Genomic DNA, 19,263 nt, shown 5'->3' with positions numbered 1-19,263 from the left:
GGGTGTTCCTGCTGCATGGACCCCGGACTTAACTCAGACGATTTCCTCCCTTCCCCCGAACCTTCGCGGATCAATCCGCGGGGGTTTTTGATGCGCAGAAAACACAACTCATGTGTGGACGGCAAGCGGAAGCAGCGTGAAGCCTCGCAGGTACCTGCGGGCATGGCGGCTCATGCGTGCTGTCAGAGATTCAATATCCGCCGACGGGTAATGCCGGTGCTTCCGTGGGATTGGCGGCGATGAAATCCATCAGTTCCTGCTCGTTGGGAGCGAGTTTGCCGTTGAGCCGTAGTCCGCCGTGTGACACGTTGATGCTCATCGCTGCGTCGTCGCCGGCTTCGACCCAATGCGGCGTGAGCAGTGCATTCCAGAGTACGGTCCCCGGTCCCATCTCGTAGCACAGCGCGTCCTGCTCGCCGAGCTCTGCCGGTCGGTGGAAATTTTTGGGTAAGTAGCGTGTTCTCACCTGTCGCGGCGCCCATCGATCTGGATCGCGCAGGCCGCAGAACCGTTTATGGCCATGAATCTGCCAGGCGAGCACATGGGAAAAATCCATGTGATAGTTGGTCGCGCTGCCCGGCCCGGAGATGAAAATGATCGGGTAACACCGTGTCCAGGTGAAGCCGTTTCTACTGAGTGCTGCCTGCCACGGCTCGATGACTCGTTCACGAAAACCGTGCAGGAACTTTCCAGGCGCATCGAACGCGCCGAGCCGATAGCACGCCAGACCGAAGGACGATCGGACCGCCTGCTCGATCGGCAGCGAGCGAAACTTTTCGCTGATATCACCCAGATCGAGCGTGTTGCCCTTGTTACCCGACGATATACGAACGTCCGGATCGGCGCGGAGTTCATCGACGACGCGGTCGATCGGCGGGAGAGTGAAGTCGAAAGGCACGCATTCACCCGCCATGAGAAAGTTGCGCACGCCGTCCCATGCAGTACGGAAGTCAGCCCAGGTTGTGATGGTTCGATGAATAAGAAGTTATCCCACTTGGGCCAGTTTGGGCGCAGGCAGTCCGAGGAAGTTCGCCAGCAGTCGCGGCCCTTCGAGAGTCAGGAAACTCTCAGGGTGAAATTGCACGCCCTCCAGCGGTGCGGGGCCGAATGTCTGCGGTTTCGCACGCACAGCCATGATCTCACCTTCGTCGGTCCAGGCGCTTATTTCAAATCGCTGGTGATCGAAACTTTCCTTGAGAATGACGAGGCTGTGATAGCGTGTCGCGGTGAAGGGATTGCTCATGCCTTCAAAGATCGTCCGTCCATCGTGACGGATCGGGCTGGTCTTTCCGTGCATGAGTCGCGCGTTGCGGACGACCTTCATGCCGAACGAATGGCCGATGCACTGATGACCGAGGCAGACACCCAGGAGTGGAACTTTACCGGCGAAGGCTTTGATGATGTCGTTGGAGACACCCGCCTCATTGGGTGAGCACGGACCGGGTGAGACGATGACGTGATCCGGCTTCATGGCGACAGCTTGTGCGGCAGTAATCTTGTCGTTGCGAATCACGCGCAGATCGAGGCTGGGATCCATCTCTCCGATGCGTTGGACCAGGTTGTAGGTGAAGCTGTCGTAGTTGTCGATGAGGAGGATCATGGCGGCTAGTCTGCCTTCTTTTCTGAGGTCGGTTTTTTCGCGCTGCCGCCGTCTTCAACACCTATGAGCGTGCCGTCTTTGAACTTGAGTTTGTAATTGTTGCCGTCAGATGAGTGATAGTCCGATGTCCCGGAATAACCGGGCGGAAGTGAATTCACCTGTCCATCGGCAGATCGAGTCTGGATGGTTGCGCTTGAAGGTTTCTTGGACTTATTGTCGGGAAAGAGTTTGGCGAAGCCTCGACCGATGTCACCCAGCGGATCGAAATTAGAGCCGGAGCTTTTAATGACGGTATTGCTGGGCGGAGTGCTGTTTTCGATACGTGTCGGGATGGGTGTCAGATACGTAGGATTGTGGTAGCCAGAGCGCGACACCTCCCGCGTCTCGCAGGCGACAAGCGCGAAAGCTGTCAGGGTGATAAAAAACGCAGATAAGCAGCGAACCATGACTGCATTTTAGCAGGGTGACGCTAAGGCGTGGTGAGCTTAAGCCCGACGATGCCGCCAAGAATAAAGATGATGCACACCATTCGAGGCCAGGTGACGCCTTCGTTAAAGAGGAAGACCCCGGCAATGACGCTCCCGACGGCGCCGATGCCGGTCCAGACCGTGTAGGCGGTGCCCAGCGGCAGTGATTTCATGGCACGGGCGAGCAGCGCGAAACTTGCCGCAAACCCGACGATGGTCCAGACGCTCGGCCAGAGACGTGTGAATCCCTGCGACGCTTTGAGGCCGACCGCCCAGACGATTTCAAGCAGGCCGGCAAGGATGAGAATGAGCCAGGGCATAACGATCAGCTCACCACCACGTTGACCATTCGACCTTTGACCACGATGAATTTTTTGATGGTCTTGCCGTCGAGATACGGCTTGATCGCGGGATTCGCCAGGGTGACGGACTGAATCATGTCGTCCGTGGCTTCTTTGGAAACCATGATCCTTCCGCGCACCTTTCCACTGATCTGCACCGGATATTCAATCTCGTCAGACTCAAGCATGGAGGCGGCATAGGCCGGCCAGGGCTGATAGGCCAGTGACTTTTCATAACCCAGTCGTCGCCAGAGCTCCTCCGCGATGTGCGGTGCCAGCGGAGCCAGCAGCAGGATCATCGGCTCCGCTACGTCGCGCGTGACCGAGGGTTTGCCGACAAGCTCGTTATTTAGCTCGATCAGTGCGGCAATGGCGACGTTAAATGCGAGATTGTTCATCGCATCGGTGACACGCTTGATCGTCTTGTGCAACAGGCGGAGGATTTCAGGCGGAGCAGGGCCTTTGCTGACACGCAGCGAACTGGTGCTCTCGTCGATGAAGTTGCGCCATAGCCGCTGGAGAAAGCGATGGACGCCGATGATGTCCTGAGTTCGCCAGACTTTCGATTGGTCGAGCGGCCCCAGATACATTTCGTAAAGGCGCAAGGTGTCACAGCCATACTGTGCAGCGATTTCGTCAGGGGCGATGGCGTTTTTGAGTGACTTCCCCATTTTCCCCATGAGGCGATTGACTTCCTCACCCTGATGGAAAAATTTGCCGTCGCGTTCCTCGATCTGGCTGGCCTCTCGGCGTGTGCCACGGGCATCCTCGTAATAGAACGCTTGGATGTAGCCCTGATTGAATAGCCTGCCGAACGGCTCAGGCGTGCTGATGTGTCCGAGGTCGAAAAGCACCTTGTGCCAGAAGCGGGAGTAGAGGAGGTGGAGCACCGCGTGCTCCGCGCCGCCGACGTAGAGGTCCACTCCCTCACGGGGTTGGGGATCTTTTTTGCGGGGGAGCATCCAGTATTTTTCCGCTACCTCGCCGACCAGGCGGCTGGAATTCTTCGGATCGAGAAAGCGCAGGTAGTACCAGCAGGACCCGGCCCACTGGGGCATCGTGTTTAGCTCGCGTTCATAGCGCACACCGTCACGAACGACATAACGCCACGACTCGGGCGCACGACCCAGCGGCGGTCGCGGCGGGGCGTCGGGATCGTCGCTGGCAGCAGGGCGGAAGTCCTCCATCTCCGGCAGTTCAACCGGCAGATCGCGTTCATCCACGGGTACGATTTCTCCCTTCGGCCCGTGCAGGATCGGGAACGGCTCACCCCAGTAACGCTGGCGTGAGAACAGCCAGTCGCGCAGTTTGTACTGCACCTTGGCGTGTCCAACGCCCTGGGCGTCCAGCCATTGAGTAATCCTGGCCTTAGCGAGATCCGTCGTCAGTCCGTTGAGCGAGATGCTGGCGTTTGCAGAATTGATGTTGATGCCATCCGCAGTGAATGCTTCCGTAAGCTCTCCCGTGGGATGGTCTGCCGAGGTTTCGTTTGTCGGCAGCGCAATCACCTGCTTGATGGGCAAATTGAACGCTTTGGCGAAGGCGAAGTCTCGCTCATCATGCGCAGGCACGGCCATGATGGCTCCGGTGCCGTAGCCCATCATCACGTAATCGGCGATCCAGATGGGTATGCGGCTGTCGTTGACGGGGTTGATGGCATAGGCCCCGGTGAAGACACCCGACTTGGTGCCTGTCGTAGCTTCGACCTGTCGCTCACGATCCGTTTTTTTCGCTGCCTGTGTGCGGTAGGCGTCCACTGCGGCTTTCTGGGCTGGCGTGGTGATCTCCTCGACCAGCGGATGTTCCGGCGCCAGCACCATGTAGGTCGCACCAAAAAGCGTATCGGGTCGTGTGGTAAAAACAGTGATGATGGCGAGGTCCGCATCCGACGCGGTGGAAGCGTCAGTCGCGGGCTGCTCACTGGGCGCGATTTCAAAATCCACCTCCGCTCCGGTGCTCCGACCGATCCAGTTGCGTTGCATCAGTTTGATCGGCTCAGGCCAGTCCACAAGATCCAGCTCTGACTCCAGTCGGTCGGCATAGGCGGTGATGCGCAGCATCCACTGTTTGAGCGGGCGCTGGTACACGGGGTGATTGCCGCGCTCGCTGCGGCCATCGTTGGTCACTTCTTCGTTAGCCAGCACCGTACCCAGCGCGGGGCACCAGTTCACCGGCACCTCATCGAGAAACGCCAACCGCTGGCCATCGATGATCGTGCGCTGATCGTCTGGTGAGAGTTCGTACCACTTGCGGAAACCGTCCGGCGGGCCGGCAAGGGCTTCGAGGTCTTCGCGATTACCCGCGGGTACCAGTTGATTCTCAAAGTCGATGTAGTAGTCCGAACCTTCGAGAGCCTTGACCAGGTCACTGATGGGACGTGCTTTTTTGGTGCTGGGGTCAAACCATGAGTTGTACAACTGAAGAAAGATCCACTGTGTCCAGCGGTAGTAGTCCGGATCGGTGGTCGAGATGCAGCGATCCCAGTCGTAGGAAAGCCCCAGCAGCTTGAGCTGCCGAGTCATATTGGCAATATTTTTTTCGGTGGTGATGCGGGGGTGCACACCATGCTCGACGGCGAATTGCTCCGCGGGCAGGCCGAAAGCGTCATAACCCATCGGATGCAGAACATTGAAACCCTGCATCCGCTTGTAGCGAGCGATGATATCGGTGGCGATATAGCCCAGCGGATGACCGACATGAAGCCCTACGCCGGACGGGTAGGGGAACATATCGAGGACGTAATACTTGGGCTTCTCGTGATCGAAATGCGGATCGCCCGGATTCGGCGCACGGAAAGTACCTTCCGACGCCCAGTAGTTCTGCCACTTCTGTTCGATAGCGCGAAAATCGTATTGCATAGTGTCATGATAAGCACCATGCGAAGACGATGGGGGCTAATTGGCTGGACTTTTCAAAATCAGAACGGGATCAGCACACCCAGGTACACCAGAGCCGAGTCGTAGCCGGGGTTGTCACTGTGGGTGCCCGCATTGGAAATGTGGTACCAACGAGCACCACCCATGAGGTTTGCCCAGTCGCAGATTTTGTAAGTTGCGCCCAGACCGATCTGTGGGGTGAAGTTGAAGTTCGAGCCGTTGGCGGGAATGCTTTCACCTGTATAGAGGATACCCGCACCGCCATCGGCGTAGATCGACCAGCGGCCTTCATTCTTATCGCGCAGGAAGTGCCATCGCAGGAGCAGGTCAAGTCCGCCGCCTAAACTGTCGCCGCCTTCATGCAGCGGTCCGCTGTCGTTGACGCTGGCGAACGCACCGACCGCTTCGAGATTGATCGACAGACCATCGATAAAGTAGTAGCCCCCGCCGACGTGGACTGCGTAAACCTCGCCGCTGTCATCACCAAAAGCTGCGGAACCGTACGCGGTAAAAACCCAGCTCCCTTCTTGGAAGGGATCACTGGGGCGAGTATGTTCTGATTTGATGTCCGAGCTGGACGAGGAGCGGCTCTCCGTCGCCAGAGCCAGAGTCTCGAAGGGGTTACTGTCAGCCAGAACCATCGAACCAAGCAAACACGGCAACAGTGCAGCGGCGAAAAGCTTTTTCATATCGACTCCGTTTGTATTCCCCAATCAGCCTGAAAGGTGACCTTGATTTTTTGCATTTTAATCATCGGCCATAGCCATTCAACTCATTGATACACAATCCACAAATTCCATCCTTGTCAAAAATCGCTCCTTAGCGAAGGAATCGGCGGATCAATTTTTCAGGTAGCTCGCTGGTAAGACGCCGGGCATCGCGAGGTGATAAGTCCAGATATTTTATTGCGTTATCGTACGCCTGCCGCATCGTAAGCGAGCTGCCCGCCAGGTGATTTTGGCCTGCCGGCCGAACCATGCCGTCAACCCCGACATCCAGTTGCCATTGTGCCACGGTGTAGCGACCAGGCGGAGCGTCCGCAGGTGCGACGCAATCCGTGGTGAAGACAAATCGCTCGATGCCCAGTGTCTTGATCCACAGCTTGATGACAAACCAGGGCAGATGGTGCCCATCCGGGATCAGCGAGTATTTCATTTTTTCGAGCGACATTACGCGATTGATGATGTTGTCATGTCGGGGAATCATCGACGCGCAGCCATTCCCCAGATGCGTGAAGATCGACGCCCCGGCATTCTGGGCCTCACGAAGAATGTCGAGTGAGGCGTTCGTGTGACCCAGCGCGACGACGACGCCTTTTTCCGCCAGTGATCTTGTCGTTCTCAAATCTCGATCGACTTCAGGTGCCAGCGTCACCATGGCGATACGGTTCCAACCGCCAGCCGCATCCATGATCGGTTCAAACAAATCAGGCGTCGCGGGCTTGATCTTTTCCGGGCGGTGTGCGCCACGGTAACCCTCCTCCGGCGAAATGCACGGCCCCTCAATGTGAAAAGCCGGCATCAGTCGTCGCGCTGTCGGATCGCTGTCGATCAGCAACCGCAAGTGACGGACACGAGTGGCCATCGTGGTGATGTCGTCGGTCGTGATCGTCGGCAGGACCGCGCGATTGCCGCCGGCACGGAGCCGGTCAACGACGTGATGAAATTGCTCGGCAGTGGGGAGTTCTCCGAGAAAATCGACTCCCGCGTAGCCGTTGACCTGGATGTCGATGAAGTCTTCAGCCATGCGCGTGTTTATTTCTCGGTTACCCACGGCGCGGTCGCGTCGCCGATGCCGCTGGCGAGGTAACCTCCATCGACCACCAGCACGTGACCATTGACGAACGATGCCGCCGGGCTGGCGAGGAACACCGCTGCGGGAGCGATTTCCTCCGCTTTGCCGAAGCGTCCCATGGGTGTGTGCTCGATGATCCGTCTGCCTCGCTCGGTGCCTTCGATCATCTTGCGGTTGATGTCAGTGGGGATGAAGCCGGGAGCGATCGCGTTGGTACGGATGCCATGCTTGGCCCATTCATTGGCGAGGCTGCGTGTCAGGCCGATCACCGCATTTTTCGCCGAAGCGTAGGCTGCGACTTCGATCAGATCCACAAACGAGGAGATCGACGCGAGATTGATGATGCAGCCGGAGTGTTGCTCGTAGAACAGATGCCCCGCCGCCTGTGCGCAGCGAAGCGATCCGGTGACATGCGTCTCATAGATTTTGGTGAAATCGTCGCACTTGAGTTCAAAGGTCGGCTTACGGAGCATCGCACCTGCTGAGTTGACGAGGATGTCCAGCCGCCCGAACAGATCCACCGCTTTGCGCACAGCACGTTCCACGCTGCCGTCATTGGTGACATCAAGCACAATCCCGCCGGCGACGGGGTCTTCCCCTGTGTCATCACGCAATCCGTCGAGCACTTTGGCGGCGGATTCGACTTTATCTTGTGTGCGCGAGCCAACGAGCACCTTGGCCCCGCTCTGCACAAATGCCGCAGCTATCGCCATGCCGATGCCTGATGCGCCGCCTGTGATCAGCGCAACTTTACCGGTCAGATCGAAAGGATTGGTCTGCTTAGCCATCGCAGTCTCCGTGAATCAGAGCCGCGTAGCATAAAGGATTTCGACCAGGGGTGATGTTCGGAGAAAGTTTGCCGTACAGCGGCAAGCACAGGCGTGCGAACCGATAGTGCAGGAGATCGCGCTGCGCCGCGGTTGAACGACTCAGGTGTTAATGCTTTTCCGACTGGCTGCTCTTGTGGGCGGTGTGGTCCGTCGGCTTGCGGAAGGTTTTGAGGTCCAGAGACTGGAAGTATGCGATCGTTTTCCGCAGCCCTTCCTCCAGCGCCACTTTAGGCTCCCAGTCGAGGTGTTTCCGTGCCAGCGTGATATCCGGCTGCCGCTGCGTGGGGTCATCTGCCGGTAGCGGCAGATAAGTGATCTTGCTGCGGGAGTGGGTGAGCTTGATGACTTTTTCAGCGAGTTCCTTGATCGTAAACTCGCCCGGATTGCCAAGATTCACCGGACCGATGAAGGAATCGGGACCGTTCATCATTCGGATGAAACCTTCGATCAAGTCATCGCAATAGCAGAATGAACGTGTCTGCGAACCGTCGCCGTAGATGGTGATGTCTTCGTGAGCCAGAGCCTGGAGGATGAAATTGCTCACAACCCTGCCATCATAGGGGTGCATGCGCGGGCCGTAGGTATTGAAGATGCGGACGACGCGGATGTTGACGCCGTTGGAGCGGTGGTAATCGAAGAAAAGCGTCTCCGCAGCTCGCTTGCCTTCGTCGTAACAGGCGCGGATGCCGATGGGGTTGACATTACCGCGATAGCTTTCCGGCTGCGGGTGAATGTCCGGGTCGCCGTACACCTCACTGGTGGAAGCCTGAAAGACTTTAGCTTTGCATCGCTTGGCCATGCCCAGCACGTTGATCGCACCCATGACCGAGACCTTCATGGTCTTGATCGGGTTGAACTGGTAATGCACCGGAGAAGCGGGGCAGGCAAGGTTGTAAATCTGATCCACTTCCAGAAACAACGGGTGCGTCACATCATGGCGGATCAGTTCAAAGTTCGGCTTCTGGAGCAGATGAGCGACGTTGGTTTTCTGGCTGGTGAAAAAGTTATCGAGGCAAATCACATCATGCCCCTGCGCGACCAGACGGTCGCACAGATGCGAGCCGAGAAAGCCAGCCCCGCCGGTGACAAGGATACGTTTGAGGGAGTCAGCCATGAAGGGTTTCAGGGTCGGAGTTTGGGATGCGTGTCTGGGTTAAAGAGACCGGAAATATCGGTCTCCGTATTCTGACCCATGCTTAGATCGGCTCAAATGACGCGCCTCTTTCGATATTGCAGGCCACGAGTTGGCCGTGTTGAAAGTTGGCGGCAGACTGGTTGGCGGTCAGCTCGCAGATGAATACCGCGTTGCATTTCACGCTGATCGTGTTGTGCTCCGTGTCGGTCGCCACAACCATGCCCTGGATGCGACGTGGCCGGCCGTAAATCGGCTCAAAATAACGTCCACCCGAAGTCAGGACATCCACCCGCTTAGCGCGGGCGTGAATATGGCCGGTGATGCGGTGGCCGACGGCAAGTCCGATCGGAGCCTTTGTCACCAGATGGATCCGGTAATCCGTGCCGGGCAGAGAGAGCGTGATGAAATCGCTTGCGACTTCAAAAAGGACTCCGGTGGTGGTCGTGCCGACTGATGCGGTAGCGCTCATGAAAACCTCTGGGATGCGTATGGGCCGTTAGGATACATCAAGCCGTCATTTTCAGCAGCGAACTTTAGTCAATCGCTGCCTTCGAGGATGTAGTCCATCGTAGGCAGCGGTCGGTCGAGAATGGCCCGGATGTAAACGCACAGCAACCGGTTGGCTCGACGCAGAGCCTGCTCGTCAGTCGCGCATTCGCCTGAACCTGCGAGCGACCGCAGGACTTCGACCGTTTCCCGCCGCACACGCCACGGGCCGACACCGCTGCCTGGAGAAGTCAGTCCGGCCGGCTGTGAGGTGACGCCTCCCGCTCTGGCGTCGAAGGTGTACGTCGCAGCCGTCGGCAGTTCTTCGCCGCTTGCCGCATCGACGCTCACTTCAGGCTTATAGCCCAGGTCCACCAGCATCCGCCACTGAAAGCGTGCCAATGCTGCTTGCGGCTTGGTGCGATCCCGCAGCGACTCCAACAGCAGCACCATCTCATCAAACATCACCGGATGCGCATCGTGGTCCGCCATCAGTGCGTTGGAGACATCAGCCGCATACATCGCGATCCATTGGGCAGCCAGGTCGAGGTGCAGGTGACGATATGGTTCCTGAAGATCCCACTCGGTCAGGGTCGCTAGGTCAGCCGTGGGTTTGATGATGCCGACGATTTCACCGCGTGTCAGCAGGTCGATCCCGCCTGAATACCGCTGCACACTGCTTTTGCTCGTGCGTTTGGATCCTTTAGCCAGCCCGCGAATCTTGCCGTGCTCAGCAGTTAAGAGCACAACGATCTGGCTGGTTTCCGACCAGTCGAGATGGCGGATGCAGACAGCCTGATCTTTGAATCGCGCACTGGCCATAGCTGTTCAAACCATGTCACAACGCTGCGACCTGTGCCCGCAATGTCTCAGCCTCTTTCTGAGCCGCTGCGAGCTGGTCGCGTGTCTGCTGCACCAGACTGGCTGGAGCACGGTCGGCATAGGACTTATTCGCCAGCCGTCCTTCAAGTGCCGCGATGCTCCTGGTCACTTCTTCGAGCCGCTTGGTCAACCGCGCCTTTTCCGCGTCAGCCTGCACCAGGCCGTGGAGATAGTGCTCCGTGCCCGCTATCAGCGCTGCCGCAGCGTCGGCGGGCTTTTCCACCCGCGGCCCGATTTCTCCGCAGGTCACATTAGCCAGCGTCTCAATTAGAGCCTTCTGCGACAGCAGACGCGATGCGATGGCGGCAGGGGCCTTGGCGGAGATCAGCACCTTCTGCTTCGGCGGCACCTTGTAGGTCGTTCGCACCTGACGAAGTGTCGAAATGACTTCCTGCGTAAGGGCAAACTCTGCTTCCGTGCTTTCGTCGATCAACTCCGGCGCGACGAGCGGCCAGGCTGCGGTCGCCAGCAGATCACCAGGCGTGAGCGTCACGCCGCTGATCTCCCGCAACGGTGCTACCTCATTGAGTTTTTCCCAGAGTTTTTCCGTGATGAACGGCATCGCGGGATGGAGCAGGCGCAGACTCGCATCAAGACACAAAGCCAGCACTCGACGCTGCACGGCATTTTCACCGGCGGTGGGCTTGATCGCCTCGATGTACCAGTCACACAGATCACGCCAGATGAAGTCGTAAAGCCCCTGCGCATAAGCGGAAAATTCGTAATTGGCGAGAGCTTCGTTGGTCGCCCGTACCGTGGTCGCCAGACGTGAGAGGATCCATTTATCCGGCAGTGAAAGCTCCGATCGCGTGCTCGATGTTGCCGGATTCGCGGCCGAGGAGCCTGCATTATCCGGCTTTGCATCGCCGAGTATTCCCAGCGCAAACCTAGTCGCGTTCCAGAGTTTGTTGGCGAAATTGCGGCCATAGTCGAACTTCTCGCTGGTGTTCCGCGCAGCGGGTTTTTCCGCAGTTGTTTTTTCACCCGCATTAACGCCGTAGCTGGTCACCATCGTTTTTTTACACTGCGGGCAATCGGATGCAGGCGACATCACGCGGTATCCGCCGGAGACAGCGGTCATTGTCGGGGTAAACACCTTGCCGCAGTGCGGACAAATCGCGCTGACAGGCATTCGCACATCCTGCGTCTGCGTAGTCATGGCTGCGAGCGTGAAGCGCATCGCATCCGCGCCGTGCGAGTGGATGATGTCGAGCGGATCAACGCCGTTCCCCAGCGTCTTGGACATCTTTTGACCCTCGCCATCCTGGATCATGGCATGGATGAAGACATCCTTGAAGGGCAGACGGTTGAGGAAGTAGAGGTTGGTCATCACCATGCGCGACACCCAGAGGGTGATGATCTCTCGCGCGGTGCAGAGCACTGCTCCGGGATTCCAGATGTTCAGCTCGCGTGTGCTTTCCGGCCAGCCGAGCGTGGAAAACGGCCAGAGCGCGGAGGAGAACCATGTGTCGAGAACGTCGGGGTCCTGTGTAAAACCCTCTTGTTCTAGGGCGTTAATCACTTCCTGGTCGTCTGCGTCACGCACACAGACAAAATGTCCAATGACGTTATCGTCACCAGGTTTTCCAAGAGCATCCGGGAGTGTTCGATTACGGTAATTAATCGACACGCGATCGCTATGTCCCCATTTTTTTAGATTGGTTCCCAATGTCGAAGATTGATATTTTTCATGTGGATAGCTCCACACCGGAATCCGATGGCCCCACCAGAGTTGGCGGCTGATGCACCAGTCGCGGATGTTTTCGTGCCAGGATTGGAATGTCTTGGCATACCGCTCCGGATAAAAACGCAGCCCCGCCTCTGACGAGCCGCGACCGGGATGGTCTGCGGCTTCCTCTATCCCACGGAGCCGGCCTGATGAGTCATCGCGCTGATCCGAGGCCATGGATCGCAGGGCAGCGCCGGCGAGGCGGTCATCCGTCACCTTCACATACCACTGGTCGCTCAGGTACGGCTCGATCGGCACATGGCTGCGGTAGCTGTGGCCGACCGCGTGCTTGTACGGCTTCATGTCTTCGAGCATCTGGTGATCTTTGAACCAGCGGACGATCGTCCGTCGCGCCTCGAAGCGATCCATACCCAGCAGAAATGCTGCGTCGTTTTCGTAGCCGCCGGTGCGGTCGGTGGTCCAGTCATTCGCCGGCCAGCCGTGGTTTTTGCTGATGCTCGCATCGGGGGCAAGCACGTTGATCACTGGCAACTTGTGCCGCTGGCCGATCTCATAGTCATTGGGGTCGTGGGCCGGCGTTACCTTCAGGAAACCCGTGGCGAACTTCGCCTTCGGGTCATCTCCCTCCGGGTCGGGCAGCACCACATAGTCGTCCTCGATGATCGGAATGACACGGTTCACAATCGGCAGGAGCACGAGCCGACCGCGCAATTCGGCGGCACGCGGGTCTTTCGGATTGATCGCCACCGCCGTGTCGCCGAGCATCGTCTCCGGCCGCGTCGTCGCCACCGTTACGTAGTTCTGACCGTTTGCCAGCGGCGGGCCTTCCAGCGGGTAGCGCAGGTAGTAGAAGTGGCCGTCGATCTCCTCCATTTCCACTTCGTCATCCGCCAGCGCGGTCTGTGTCACCGGATCCCAGTTCACGAGACGTTTGCCGCGATAGATCAGACCGTCTTTGAAAAGGCGGAAAAATGCCTCACGCACCGCACGGGCGCGAGGTGCATCCATGGTGAACGCCTGCCGGTCCCAGTCGCACGAACAGCCCATGAGCTTGAGCTGATTGGTGATGGTGGCCTCGTACTCGTCCTTCCATGCCTGGATTTTTTTGACAAACTCCTCGCGTGAAAAATCGGTGCGTTTTTTGTTTTCCTCGCGCAGCACACGCTTTTCCACCACGGTCTGCGTGGCGATGCCTGCGTGATCGGTGCCGGGAATCCATACCGCGTTGTCGCCGGCCATGCGGCGATGCCGAATGAGAATGTCCTGGAGCGTGTTGTTGAGCGCATGCCCCATGTGCAGGGCGGCAGTGACATTCGGCGGCGGGATCACGATGGAGTAGGGCCGGCTGGGTGCCATCGGGTCAGCGTGGAATGCGCGGGACTTCGTCCATCGCTCAAGGATGGCAGGCTCTACGTCGGCGGGTCGGTATTGCTTGGCGAGTTCTTCAGTGGTCATGGTGATTGTTGTCAAACACCCAGGCATGGCCATGTCCGGGCTTTGGATGAAAATCAAGTTAACGGAAACGCGAGACGGACGAACGATGAGCAGCCGCGGGGCGATCGAGGTGTGCGGGTCGTCCGCTTAGCTAACGACGACCGGAATGGGGAGGAAGGCGAGCATGGGAGAATTATCGACCGGATGGTCAGGCGGGTCAAAATCTGTCGTGATTCCATGTGAGTCAGCGGCGTTTTTTCCGTTCCTTGAATTTCGGCTTTTCTTTCACCGGGCTGTTGGACAGTTGCGGTGATCCTTTGCCGCCGTTCATGGCCGCCAGATACTCCGGCCCCATCTGCGTCATCGCTTTCATCTTGCTGAGCATGCCCATCCCCGACATCTGCTTGCTGAGCTGGCTCACCATGTTGAAACCCTTGACCAGATGGCTGACATCGTTCTGACTCGTTCCGCTGCCACGCGAGACACGACGGCGGCGGGAGTTGTCGAGCAGGTCCACGTCTTTCCGCTCGTCAGCAGTCATGGATTTGATAATCGCTTCCGTACGGTCGATCTGTTTTTCATCCAGATCGACGCCCTTGAGCGACTGACCGATGCCCGGCAGCATCCCCAGCAGACTTTTCATCGAGCCCATCCGGCGGATCGCCTTGAGCTGGCCCAGGAAGTCATCCATTGTCATCTTGCCCTTGGCCATTTTTTCCTGGAGAGCCATAGCTTCTTCAGCAGATACCTGCTCCTGCGCCTTTTCGACGAGGCTCACCACGTCACCCATGCCGAGCATGCGTGAGGCGATGCGTTCGGGGTGGAACTCTTCAATCGCGTCGAGCTTTTCACCCACACCGATGAACTTGATCGGCTTGCCTGTGATCTGCTTCACGGAGAGTGCCGCACCGCCACGGGTATCGGAGTCAAACTTGGTGAGGATGACTCCGTCCAGCTCAAGTTGTTCATTAAACGCCTTGGCGGAGTTCACCGCATCCTGGCCGGTCATCGCGTCGATCACGAGATAAATCTGGTGGGGCTGCACCGCTGCATTGACCTGGCGCAGCTCATCCATGAGTTGATCGTTGATGTGCAGCCGACCGGCGGTGTCGAGGATTAAAACATCGGCGTGCTTTTCCCTCGCCGCCTTGAGCGCATTGCGACAGACGGTAACCGCGGCACCGACGGCTTTGCCGTATTCAGCAACCTTTTCCGGTTCGGAGTAGAAATAAACATTGCCGCCTCCTCCTCCGCCGGAGAAATCTCCGTCACGGACCTGATTGGCGAGCACCTCAAGCTGATGCACGGCAGCCGGTCGCTGAAGATCGGCTGCGGCGAGCATGACGTTTTTATTGCGTTTCTTGAGATAGGTTGCGATTTTGCCGCAGGTCGTGGTTTTTCCCGATCCCTGCAAGCCGCACATCATGATGACCGTCGGGCCGGGTGTGACGTAAAGAATAGGCGAGGCTGGCGCACCGCCTGCGGGTTCCCCGTCGCCGTGTTCATCACCCATGAGCCGAACCAGCTCGTCATAGACGATCTTGATCATCTGCTGGCCGGGTTTGACGCTCTGGAGCACTTCGGCTCCGAGCGATTTTTCCTGCACATTCTTGGTGAAGTTCTGCACGACTTCGTAGTGGACATCCGCTTCGAGGAGCGCGGTGCGTACCTGTTCCATCGCCTCGCGGACGTTGGATTCGCTGATCTTGCCCTGCCCGGATAGCGTGCGCAGAACGGATGAAAAACGATCGGTAAGAGTTCCAAACATAGGGATATCTTAGGAAATATGCGCAAAGATTGGTGCGAGGGATCAAGACAGCATCCGTCGTGCGGGTCGGCGGAATTTATCTCTCGTAAAAGTGCAGCGTCATCGACCCATAGGAAAAGGACTCCGGTCCGTTCCATCCGTCCACTCTGGGGCCGCTGTCGTGTGACTCGGTTCGCAGGACCAATAGTGCGTGCGCTGCAGCAATACCCGCCAGCCGGGTCATCAGAGCGATGATCCGATCGTGATCTTTCTCATCAGCCATCATGCGATAAGGCGGGTCGAGAAAAATCAGGTTCACCGGCAGGTGCGGCAGAAGGCGCAGCCATGCGGCGGAAAACGCATCGACGCTGAGAACTGTTGCTTTAGCGTGGAAACCAAGTGTTTCAAGATTACTTTCGAGGAGATCGCGGGAGTTGCGATCGCGTTCGATAAAGGTGCAGGAATCCATTCCACGGGAGAGAGTTTCGAGTCCGAGACTACCCGTGCCTGCGAAGATATCCAGCGCGTGGCCGTCGTAGGCCTCCATGCTGGTGAGCCGGTCAAACAGACTGGTCTTCACCCGGTCGGTGATCGGCCGTGTGGTCTGGTCGTCCTTGGGCGGGAGGATGTTACGGCTGCGGTGCGTGCCGCCGATGATTCGCATGGACGTATCGTACAGCGGAAAAAGGATGCGCAGCAGGCGGGATGTTTACGCGGATTTCCGCTGCCGATATCTTCCCCACCATGAGTGACGCCACCCGCGCAGATAAATATGAGCTTTATCAACTGTCCGTGCAGGCTCCTGATCACGAGGCCTATTTTCTGGCGCGGTTGTACAAGCACTACTACGGACGAAAGCCGCAATTGCTGCGTGAGGACTTCTGCGGAGCCGGTGCGGTGTGCTGTGAGTGGGTCAAAGCTTCCCGCGACCGGCGCGCTCATGGCATCGACCTCGATCCAGAGCCAATAAAGTGGGGCATCGCGCATAACGTCGCCGCTCTTCCCGCCGGAGCTCGCGAGCGGATCGAGTTTTTTCAGCGTGATGCCCGCTCGGTGGTCGGAGAGAAAGCCGACGTCATCGCCGCGCTGAATTTTTCCTACTCCATTTTCAAGACTCGTGACGAACTGCGGCGATATTTCCGCGCGGCGCATCAGAATCTGGCACGGCGGGGGGTGCTGGCTCTGGATATCGTTGGCGGTTGGGAAACTTTTCAGGACGGCAGAAGCGACGTCCGCACGATCCGGCATCGCAGACGATCATTCAAGTACGTCTGGGAGCAGGCGCGGTTTGACCCGATCACCCACGACTGCGACTTCTACATCCATTTTCAGTTTCCCGACGGCAGCTCGATCCAAAGAGCGTTCGCCTACCACTGGCGACTCTGGACGATTCCTGAGGTCCGTGAGATTTTGCGCGAGGCGGGCTTTCGTCTCGCGGATGTTTACTGGGAAGGCACCAACCGCAAGACCGGCAAGGGCGATAACGTGTGGCGCAAACGGGAACATGGGGAAAGCGACCCAGCGTGGATCGCGAGCGTCGTGGGGGTGAAGTAAGATTCGAGTCCCGCGGGCAGGGGTATTTTGCTCTCTGCCTTGTGTTTCCTTTTTATCAGATCGAAAACGTATGAAACTCCAGGCATCCAAAGGCACCCGCGACTTCTACCCCCGTGACATGGCGTGGCGCAACCACCTCGTCGATGCGTGGCGCCGAGTCTCCATCCGTAACGGCTTTGAACAAGTTGATGGCCCGATCTTTGAGCCGCTCGATCTCTACAAGATTAAGTCAGGCGAGGGTATCGTCAGCGAGCTTTTCCATTTCTCTGACCGGGGTGAGCGTGAGCTGGCGATTCGACCGGAGTTCACCCCGACACTGGCGCGCATGGTCGCGGCGCAAGCGGCATCGTTACCTAAGCCGATCAAATGGTTCTGCACGCCTAACCTCTGCCGTGCGGAAAAACCGCAGCGCGGCCGACTGCGTGAGTTCTGGCAGTGGAACGTGGACATCCTCGGCCTCGATACGCCGATTGCCGACGCGGAGTGCATCTTTACCGCTGTCGATCTCCTCGCCGAGCTGGGTCTTCGTCCCGATCATGTTCGTGTCAAAATTTCCCACCGCCAGACCGCCAAGCAGGTGCTGCGCAAGCTCGGTGTTGCTGAGGAAAACACGACCGCGGCGTTTGATCTGCTCGATCGCCGCGCCAAGATTACCGATCAGGAGTTCATCCAGGCTGCGGGCAAGCTGAACCTCACCGAACCCAATGTGCTGCGGCTCGACCAGATTTGTCGTATGAAATACGCCAGCGGGTCGCTAGGCGCGCTTCACCAGCATCTGGGGGCCGACAGCGATTTAACCGATCTGGAAAATCTCGACGCGGAGCTGCGCCGCTTCGGTATTGCCGACTGGTGCGAGTACGACCTGGGGATCGTTCGCGGGCTGGCGTATTACACCGGCACGGTTTTTGAAATCCACGAACGCAGCGGGGCTGAACGCGCGATGGCTGGCGGCGGACGCTATGACCAGCTCATCGAAACCTTTGGCGGCCCGGCAACTCCCGCTGTCGGCTTTGGTATGGGGGATGTCGTCCTCTCCAACGTGCTCACTGACAAAGGTCTGATACCCGAGGAAGTCGGCCCGCAACCCGACGTGTATGTGATCGCCGGAACCGACACGGGCGCAGCAGAGGTCGGCCAGCTTGTCGCACGGCTTCGCCGCGCCGGGTTGCATGCGCGAATGAACTACAAGACAACCCGCAACGTCGGAAAACTTCTCAAGGATGCCAGCGCCTGCCGCGCAAGATTCGCGGTGATCCTCGATGACCAGATTACGCAAGGCATCGTGGGATTGAAAAACCTTGCGACAGGTGAGCAGACAAACGTGGACTTGGGACAGTTACGGGATCGACTGTCGAGTCAGCAATAACGCGCTTTTGTTCGCCATCGTGAGACTCTTTGAGTTGAGTTGTCCCGGATGCAGTTGTCACGGGGAGACAGCAATCAATTCCCATGGCTCAGCGTCGCTTCCATTACGAGCTGGCTTTTGAGCACTACCTGCGCGCTAATGCGATCCCCTATGTGGCGGTTGATGAGGCCAGGCGTGCGCTTCAAGGCAGGGATTTACGTATCACGCTCAAGAGTTTTGATTTCGTCGTTTACAGCAAAGCCGCGTCTAACTTGCTCGTGGATGTGAAAGGCCGGAAGCACTCCGGCCGATCCGGGAAATCACTTCAGAACTGGGTGACTCAGGATGACGTGGAGTGCATGTCGGAGTGGGCGAAAATTTTCGGAGCGGGATTTGAGCCAGCCTTTGTGTTCATGTTCTGGTGCGAAGCCGAGCCGCCGGACGCGCTGTTTCAGGAGATGTTTGAGTTTTCCGGCAAGTGGTACGCCGTGCTGGCGGTGAAACTCGTCGATTATGTCCGGGATCTGCGCCCGCGAAGCGCACGCTGGGGGACGGTGAATATTCCATCCGCGAGCTTTAACCAATACACTAAACCGTTGAAGCAAATGCTGTAATGATCAGACGGTTACCAGCCGAAAATGCACGTAGCGCAGGGATGCGACACCTGCTGACAAAATCCGAAAATAATTCATCCGGACAGTCCGTCGGCGCGCTACCATATATTCGTGGGATTCTTTTCCAAAACTCGACGCCTGCGCCGCGGCGGATCGCTGCTGATGCTCTGGCCGCGGATCCGGCTGTACGCAAGGTCAATGTTCGATTCACGCACACCGTGGTGGAGTCGGCTCGTTGCCCTGATGGCGGTTATTTACATTCTCTCGCCGATTGACTTTGTGCCCGACATCATCCCCTTCGCCGGCTGGATCGATGACATGGTTATCGCGCCTCTGCTGTTGGCGCTGGCTTTGTGGGCGATACCGGTTGAGGTCATACAGCGGGTTGAGGACGAGGAAGAAGCAGCCGGGAAGCCGCTGCGCCGAAAAGTCGAGTCTGTTTCCCGCCCCGTGCGATAATCCACGGCC

The 19,263-nt window shown here is 58.0% G+C and carries 18 protein-coding genes; 4 read left to right on the top strand and 14 right to left on the bottom strand.

What is annotated here, in order from left to right; genetic code table 11:
• Positions 1–190 precede the first annotated feature (190 nt).
• From IT444_02815 to rsmD, 14 genes are all read right to left on the bottom strand, one after another.
• A complete protein-coding gene (locus tag IT444_02815) occupies positions 191–928 on the bottom strand; it encodes a hypothetical protein (protein ID MCC7191690.1) in 738 nt (245 codons plus the stop codon).
• Between the two features lie 57 nt (positions 929–985).
• Positions 986–1,600, bottom strand: a complete 615-nt coding sequence (locus IT444_02810; GenBank protein ID MCC7191689.1) for an aminodeoxychorismate/anthranilate synthase component II — start codon at positions 1,598–1,600, stop codon at positions 986–988.
• Between the two features lie 5 nt (positions 1,601–1,605).
• Positions 1,606–2,046, bottom strand: coding sequence for a hypothetical protein (locus IT444_02805; GenBank protein ID MCC7191688.1), 441 nt, complete (start codon positions 2,044–2,046; stop codon positions 1,606–1,608).
• A gap of 23 nt (positions 2,047–2,069) precedes the next feature.
• Positions 2,070–2,387, bottom strand: coding sequence for a multidrug efflux SMR transporter (locus IT444_02800; protein MCC7191687.1), 318 nt, complete (start codon positions 2,385–2,387; stop codon positions 2,070–2,072).
• A 5-nt stretch (positions 2,388–2,392) separates the two neighbouring features.
• On the bottom strand, positions 2,393–5,266 hold the full coding sequence (locus tag IT444_02795) for a leucine--tRNA ligase (protein MCC7191686.1): 2,874 nt from the start codon (positions 5,264–5,266) through the stop codon (positions 2,393–2,395).
• A gap of 59 nt (positions 5,267–5,325) precedes the next feature.
• Complete coding sequence (locus IT444_02790; GenBank protein ID MCC7191685.1) at positions 5,326–5,973, bottom strand: acyloxyacyl hydrolase; 648 nt, start codon at positions 5,971–5,973, stop codon at positions 5,326–5,328.
• A 130-nt stretch (positions 5,974–6,103) separates the two neighbouring features.
• Positions 6,104–7,030 carry an N-acetylglucosamine-6-phosphate deacetylase gene (locus tag IT444_02785; GenBank protein ID MCC7191684.1) on the bottom strand — a complete coding sequence of 309 codons (927 nt, stop codon included), beginning with the start codon at positions 7,028–7,030 and terminating at the stop codon, positions 6,104–6,106.
• Between the two features lie 8 nt (positions 7,031–7,038).
• Positions 7,039–7,866 carry a glucose 1-dehydrogenase gene (locus tag IT444_02780; protein MCC7191683.1) on the bottom strand — a complete coding sequence of 276 codons (828 nt, stop codon included), beginning with the start codon at positions 7,864–7,866 and terminating at the stop codon, positions 7,039–7,041.
• Positions 7,867–8,014: 148 nt separating this feature from the next.
• Positions 8,015–9,022 carry an SDR family oxidoreductase gene (locus IT444_02775; GenBank protein MCC7191682.1) on the bottom strand — a complete coding sequence of 336 codons (1,008 nt, stop codon included), beginning with the start codon at positions 9,020–9,022 and terminating at the stop codon, positions 8,015–8,017.
• A gap of 82 nt (positions 9,023–9,104) precedes the next feature.
• Positions 9,105–9,512: a hypothetical protein gene (locus tag IT444_02770; GenBank protein MCC7191681.1), complete on the bottom strand. Its 408-nt coding sequence runs from the start codon at positions 9,510–9,512 to the stop codon at positions 9,105–9,107.
• 68 nt (positions 9,513–9,580) lie between these two features.
• Positions 9,581–10,351, bottom strand: coding sequence for a DNA repair protein RecO (recO, locus tag IT444_02765; protein MCC7191680.1), 771 nt, complete (start codon positions 10,349–10,351; stop codon positions 9,581–9,583).
• 16 nt (positions 10,352–10,367) lie between these two features.
• Positions 10,368–13,556, bottom strand: coding sequence for a valine--tRNA ligase (locus tag IT444_02760; GenBank protein MCC7191679.1), 3,189 nt, complete (start codon positions 13,554–13,556; stop codon positions 10,368–10,370).
• Between the two features lie 223 nt (positions 13,557–13,779).
• Entirely contained in the window at positions 13,780–15,303 is a 1,524-nt protein-coding gene (gene ffh, locus IT444_02755; protein MCC7191678.1) for a signal recognition particle protein, read from the bottom strand.
• A 76-nt stretch (positions 15,304–15,379) separates the two neighbouring features.
• A complete protein-coding gene (gene rsmD / locus IT444_02750) occupies positions 15,380–15,946 on the bottom strand; it encodes a 16S rRNA (guanine(966)-N(2))-methyltransferase RsmD (protein ID MCC7191677.1) in 567 nt (188 codons plus the stop codon).
• An 80-nt stretch (positions 15,947–16,026) separates the two neighbouring features.
• On the opposite strand from rsmD, the gene IT444_02745 reads away from it, so the two are divergent.
• The 4 genes from IT444_02745 to IT444_02730 all read left to right on the top strand — a co-directional run bounded on the left by IT444_02745 (position 16,027) and on the right by IT444_02730 (position 19,254).
• Positions 16,027–16,836: a class I SAM-dependent methyltransferase gene (locus tag IT444_02745; protein MCC7191676.1), complete on the top strand. Its 810-nt coding sequence runs from the start codon at positions 16,027–16,029 to the stop codon at positions 16,834–16,836.
• 70 nt (positions 16,837–16,906) lie between these two features.
• Complete coding sequence (locus IT444_02740) at positions 16,907–18,202, top strand: histidine--tRNA ligase (protein MCC7191675.1); 1,296 nt, start codon at positions 16,907–16,909, stop codon at positions 18,200–18,202.
• An 83-nt stretch (positions 18,203–18,285) separates the two neighbouring features.
• Entirely contained in the window at positions 18,286–18,795 is a 510-nt protein-coding gene (locus IT444_02735) for an HYExAFE family protein (protein MCC7191674.1), read from the top strand.
• A 111-nt stretch (positions 18,796–18,906) separates the two neighbouring features.
• Positions 18,907–19,254, top strand: coding sequence for a DUF1232 domain-containing protein (locus IT444_02730; protein ID MCC7191673.1), 348 nt, complete (start codon positions 18,907–18,909; stop codon positions 19,252–19,254).
• Positions 19,255–19,263: the final 9 nt, after the last annotated feature.

The sequence above is a fragment of the Phycisphaeraceae bacterium genome (assembly GCA_020851465.1).
Classification (GTDB): domain Bacteria; phylum Planctomycetota; class Phycisphaerae; order Phycisphaerales; family Phycisphaeraceae; genus JADZCR01.
The sequence above is the reverse complement of the archived record's forward strand: the minus strand, read 5'-3'. Positions and strand labels throughout refer to the sequence as shown.

Excerpts from the sequence above, each read along its gene's own strand:
- IT444_02800 (MCC7191687.1), bottom strand. The coding sequence starts at position 2,387 with ATGCCCTGGCTCATTCTCATCCTTGCCGGCCTGCTTGAAATCGTCTGG.
- IT444_02790 (MCC7191685.1), bottom strand. The coding sequence starts at position 5,973 with ATGAAAAAGCTTTTCGCCGCTGCACTGTTGCCGTGTTTGCTTGGTTCG.
- IT444_02775 (MCC7191682.1), bottom strand. The coding sequence starts at position 9,022 with ATGGCTGACTCCCTCAAACGTATCCTTGTCACCGGCGGGGCTGGCTTT.
- IT444_02740 (MCC7191675.1), top strand. The coding sequence starts at position 16,907 with ATGAAACTCCAGGCATCCAAAGGCACCCGCGACTTCTACCCCCGTGAC.
- IT444_02780 (MCC7191683.1), bottom strand. The coding sequence starts at position 7,866 with ATGGCTAAGCAGACCAATCCTTTCGATCTGACCGGTAAAGTTGCGCTG.
- IT444_02810 (MCC7191689.1), bottom strand. The coding sequence starts at position 1,600 with ATGATCCTCCTCATCGACAACTACGACAGCTTCACCTACAACCTGGTC.
- IT444_02735 (MCC7191674.1), top strand. The coding sequence starts at position 18,286 with ATGGCTCAGCGTCGCTTCCATTACGAGCTGGCTTTTGAGCACTACCTG.
- ffh (MCC7191678.1), bottom strand. The coding sequence starts at position 15,303 with ATGTTTGGAACTCTTACCGATCGTTTTTCATCCGTTCTGCGCACGCTA.
- IT444_02785 (MCC7191684.1), bottom strand. The coding sequence starts at position 7,030 with ATGGCTGAAGACTTCATCGACATCCAGGTCAACGGCTACGCGGGAGTC.
- rsmD (MCC7191677.1), bottom strand. The coding sequence starts at position 15,946 with ATGCGAATCATCGGCGGCACGCACCGCAGCCGTAACATCCTCCCGCCC.
- IT444_02760 (MCC7191679.1), bottom strand. The coding sequence starts at position 13,556 with ATGACCACTGAAGAACTCGCCAAGCAATACCGACCCGCCGACGTAGAG.
- IT444_02745 (MCC7191676.1), top strand. The coding sequence starts at position 16,027 with ATGAGTGACGCCACCCGCGCAGATAAATATGAGCTTTATCAACTGTCC.
- IT444_02805 (MCC7191688.1), bottom strand. The coding sequence starts at position 2,046 with ATGGTTCGCTGCTTATCTGCGTTTTTTATCACCCTGACAGCTTTCGCG.
- IT444_02795 (MCC7191686.1), bottom strand. The coding sequence starts at position 5,266 with ATGCAATACGATTTTCGCGCTATCGAACAGAAGTGGCAGAACTACTGG.
- recO (MCC7191680.1), bottom strand. The coding sequence starts at position 10,351 with ATGGCCAGTGCGCGATTCAAAGATCAGGCTGTCTGCATCCGCCATCTC.
- IT444_02770 (MCC7191681.1), bottom strand. The coding sequence starts at position 9,512 with ATGAGCGCTACCGCATCAGTCGGCACGACCACCACCGGAGTCCTTTTT.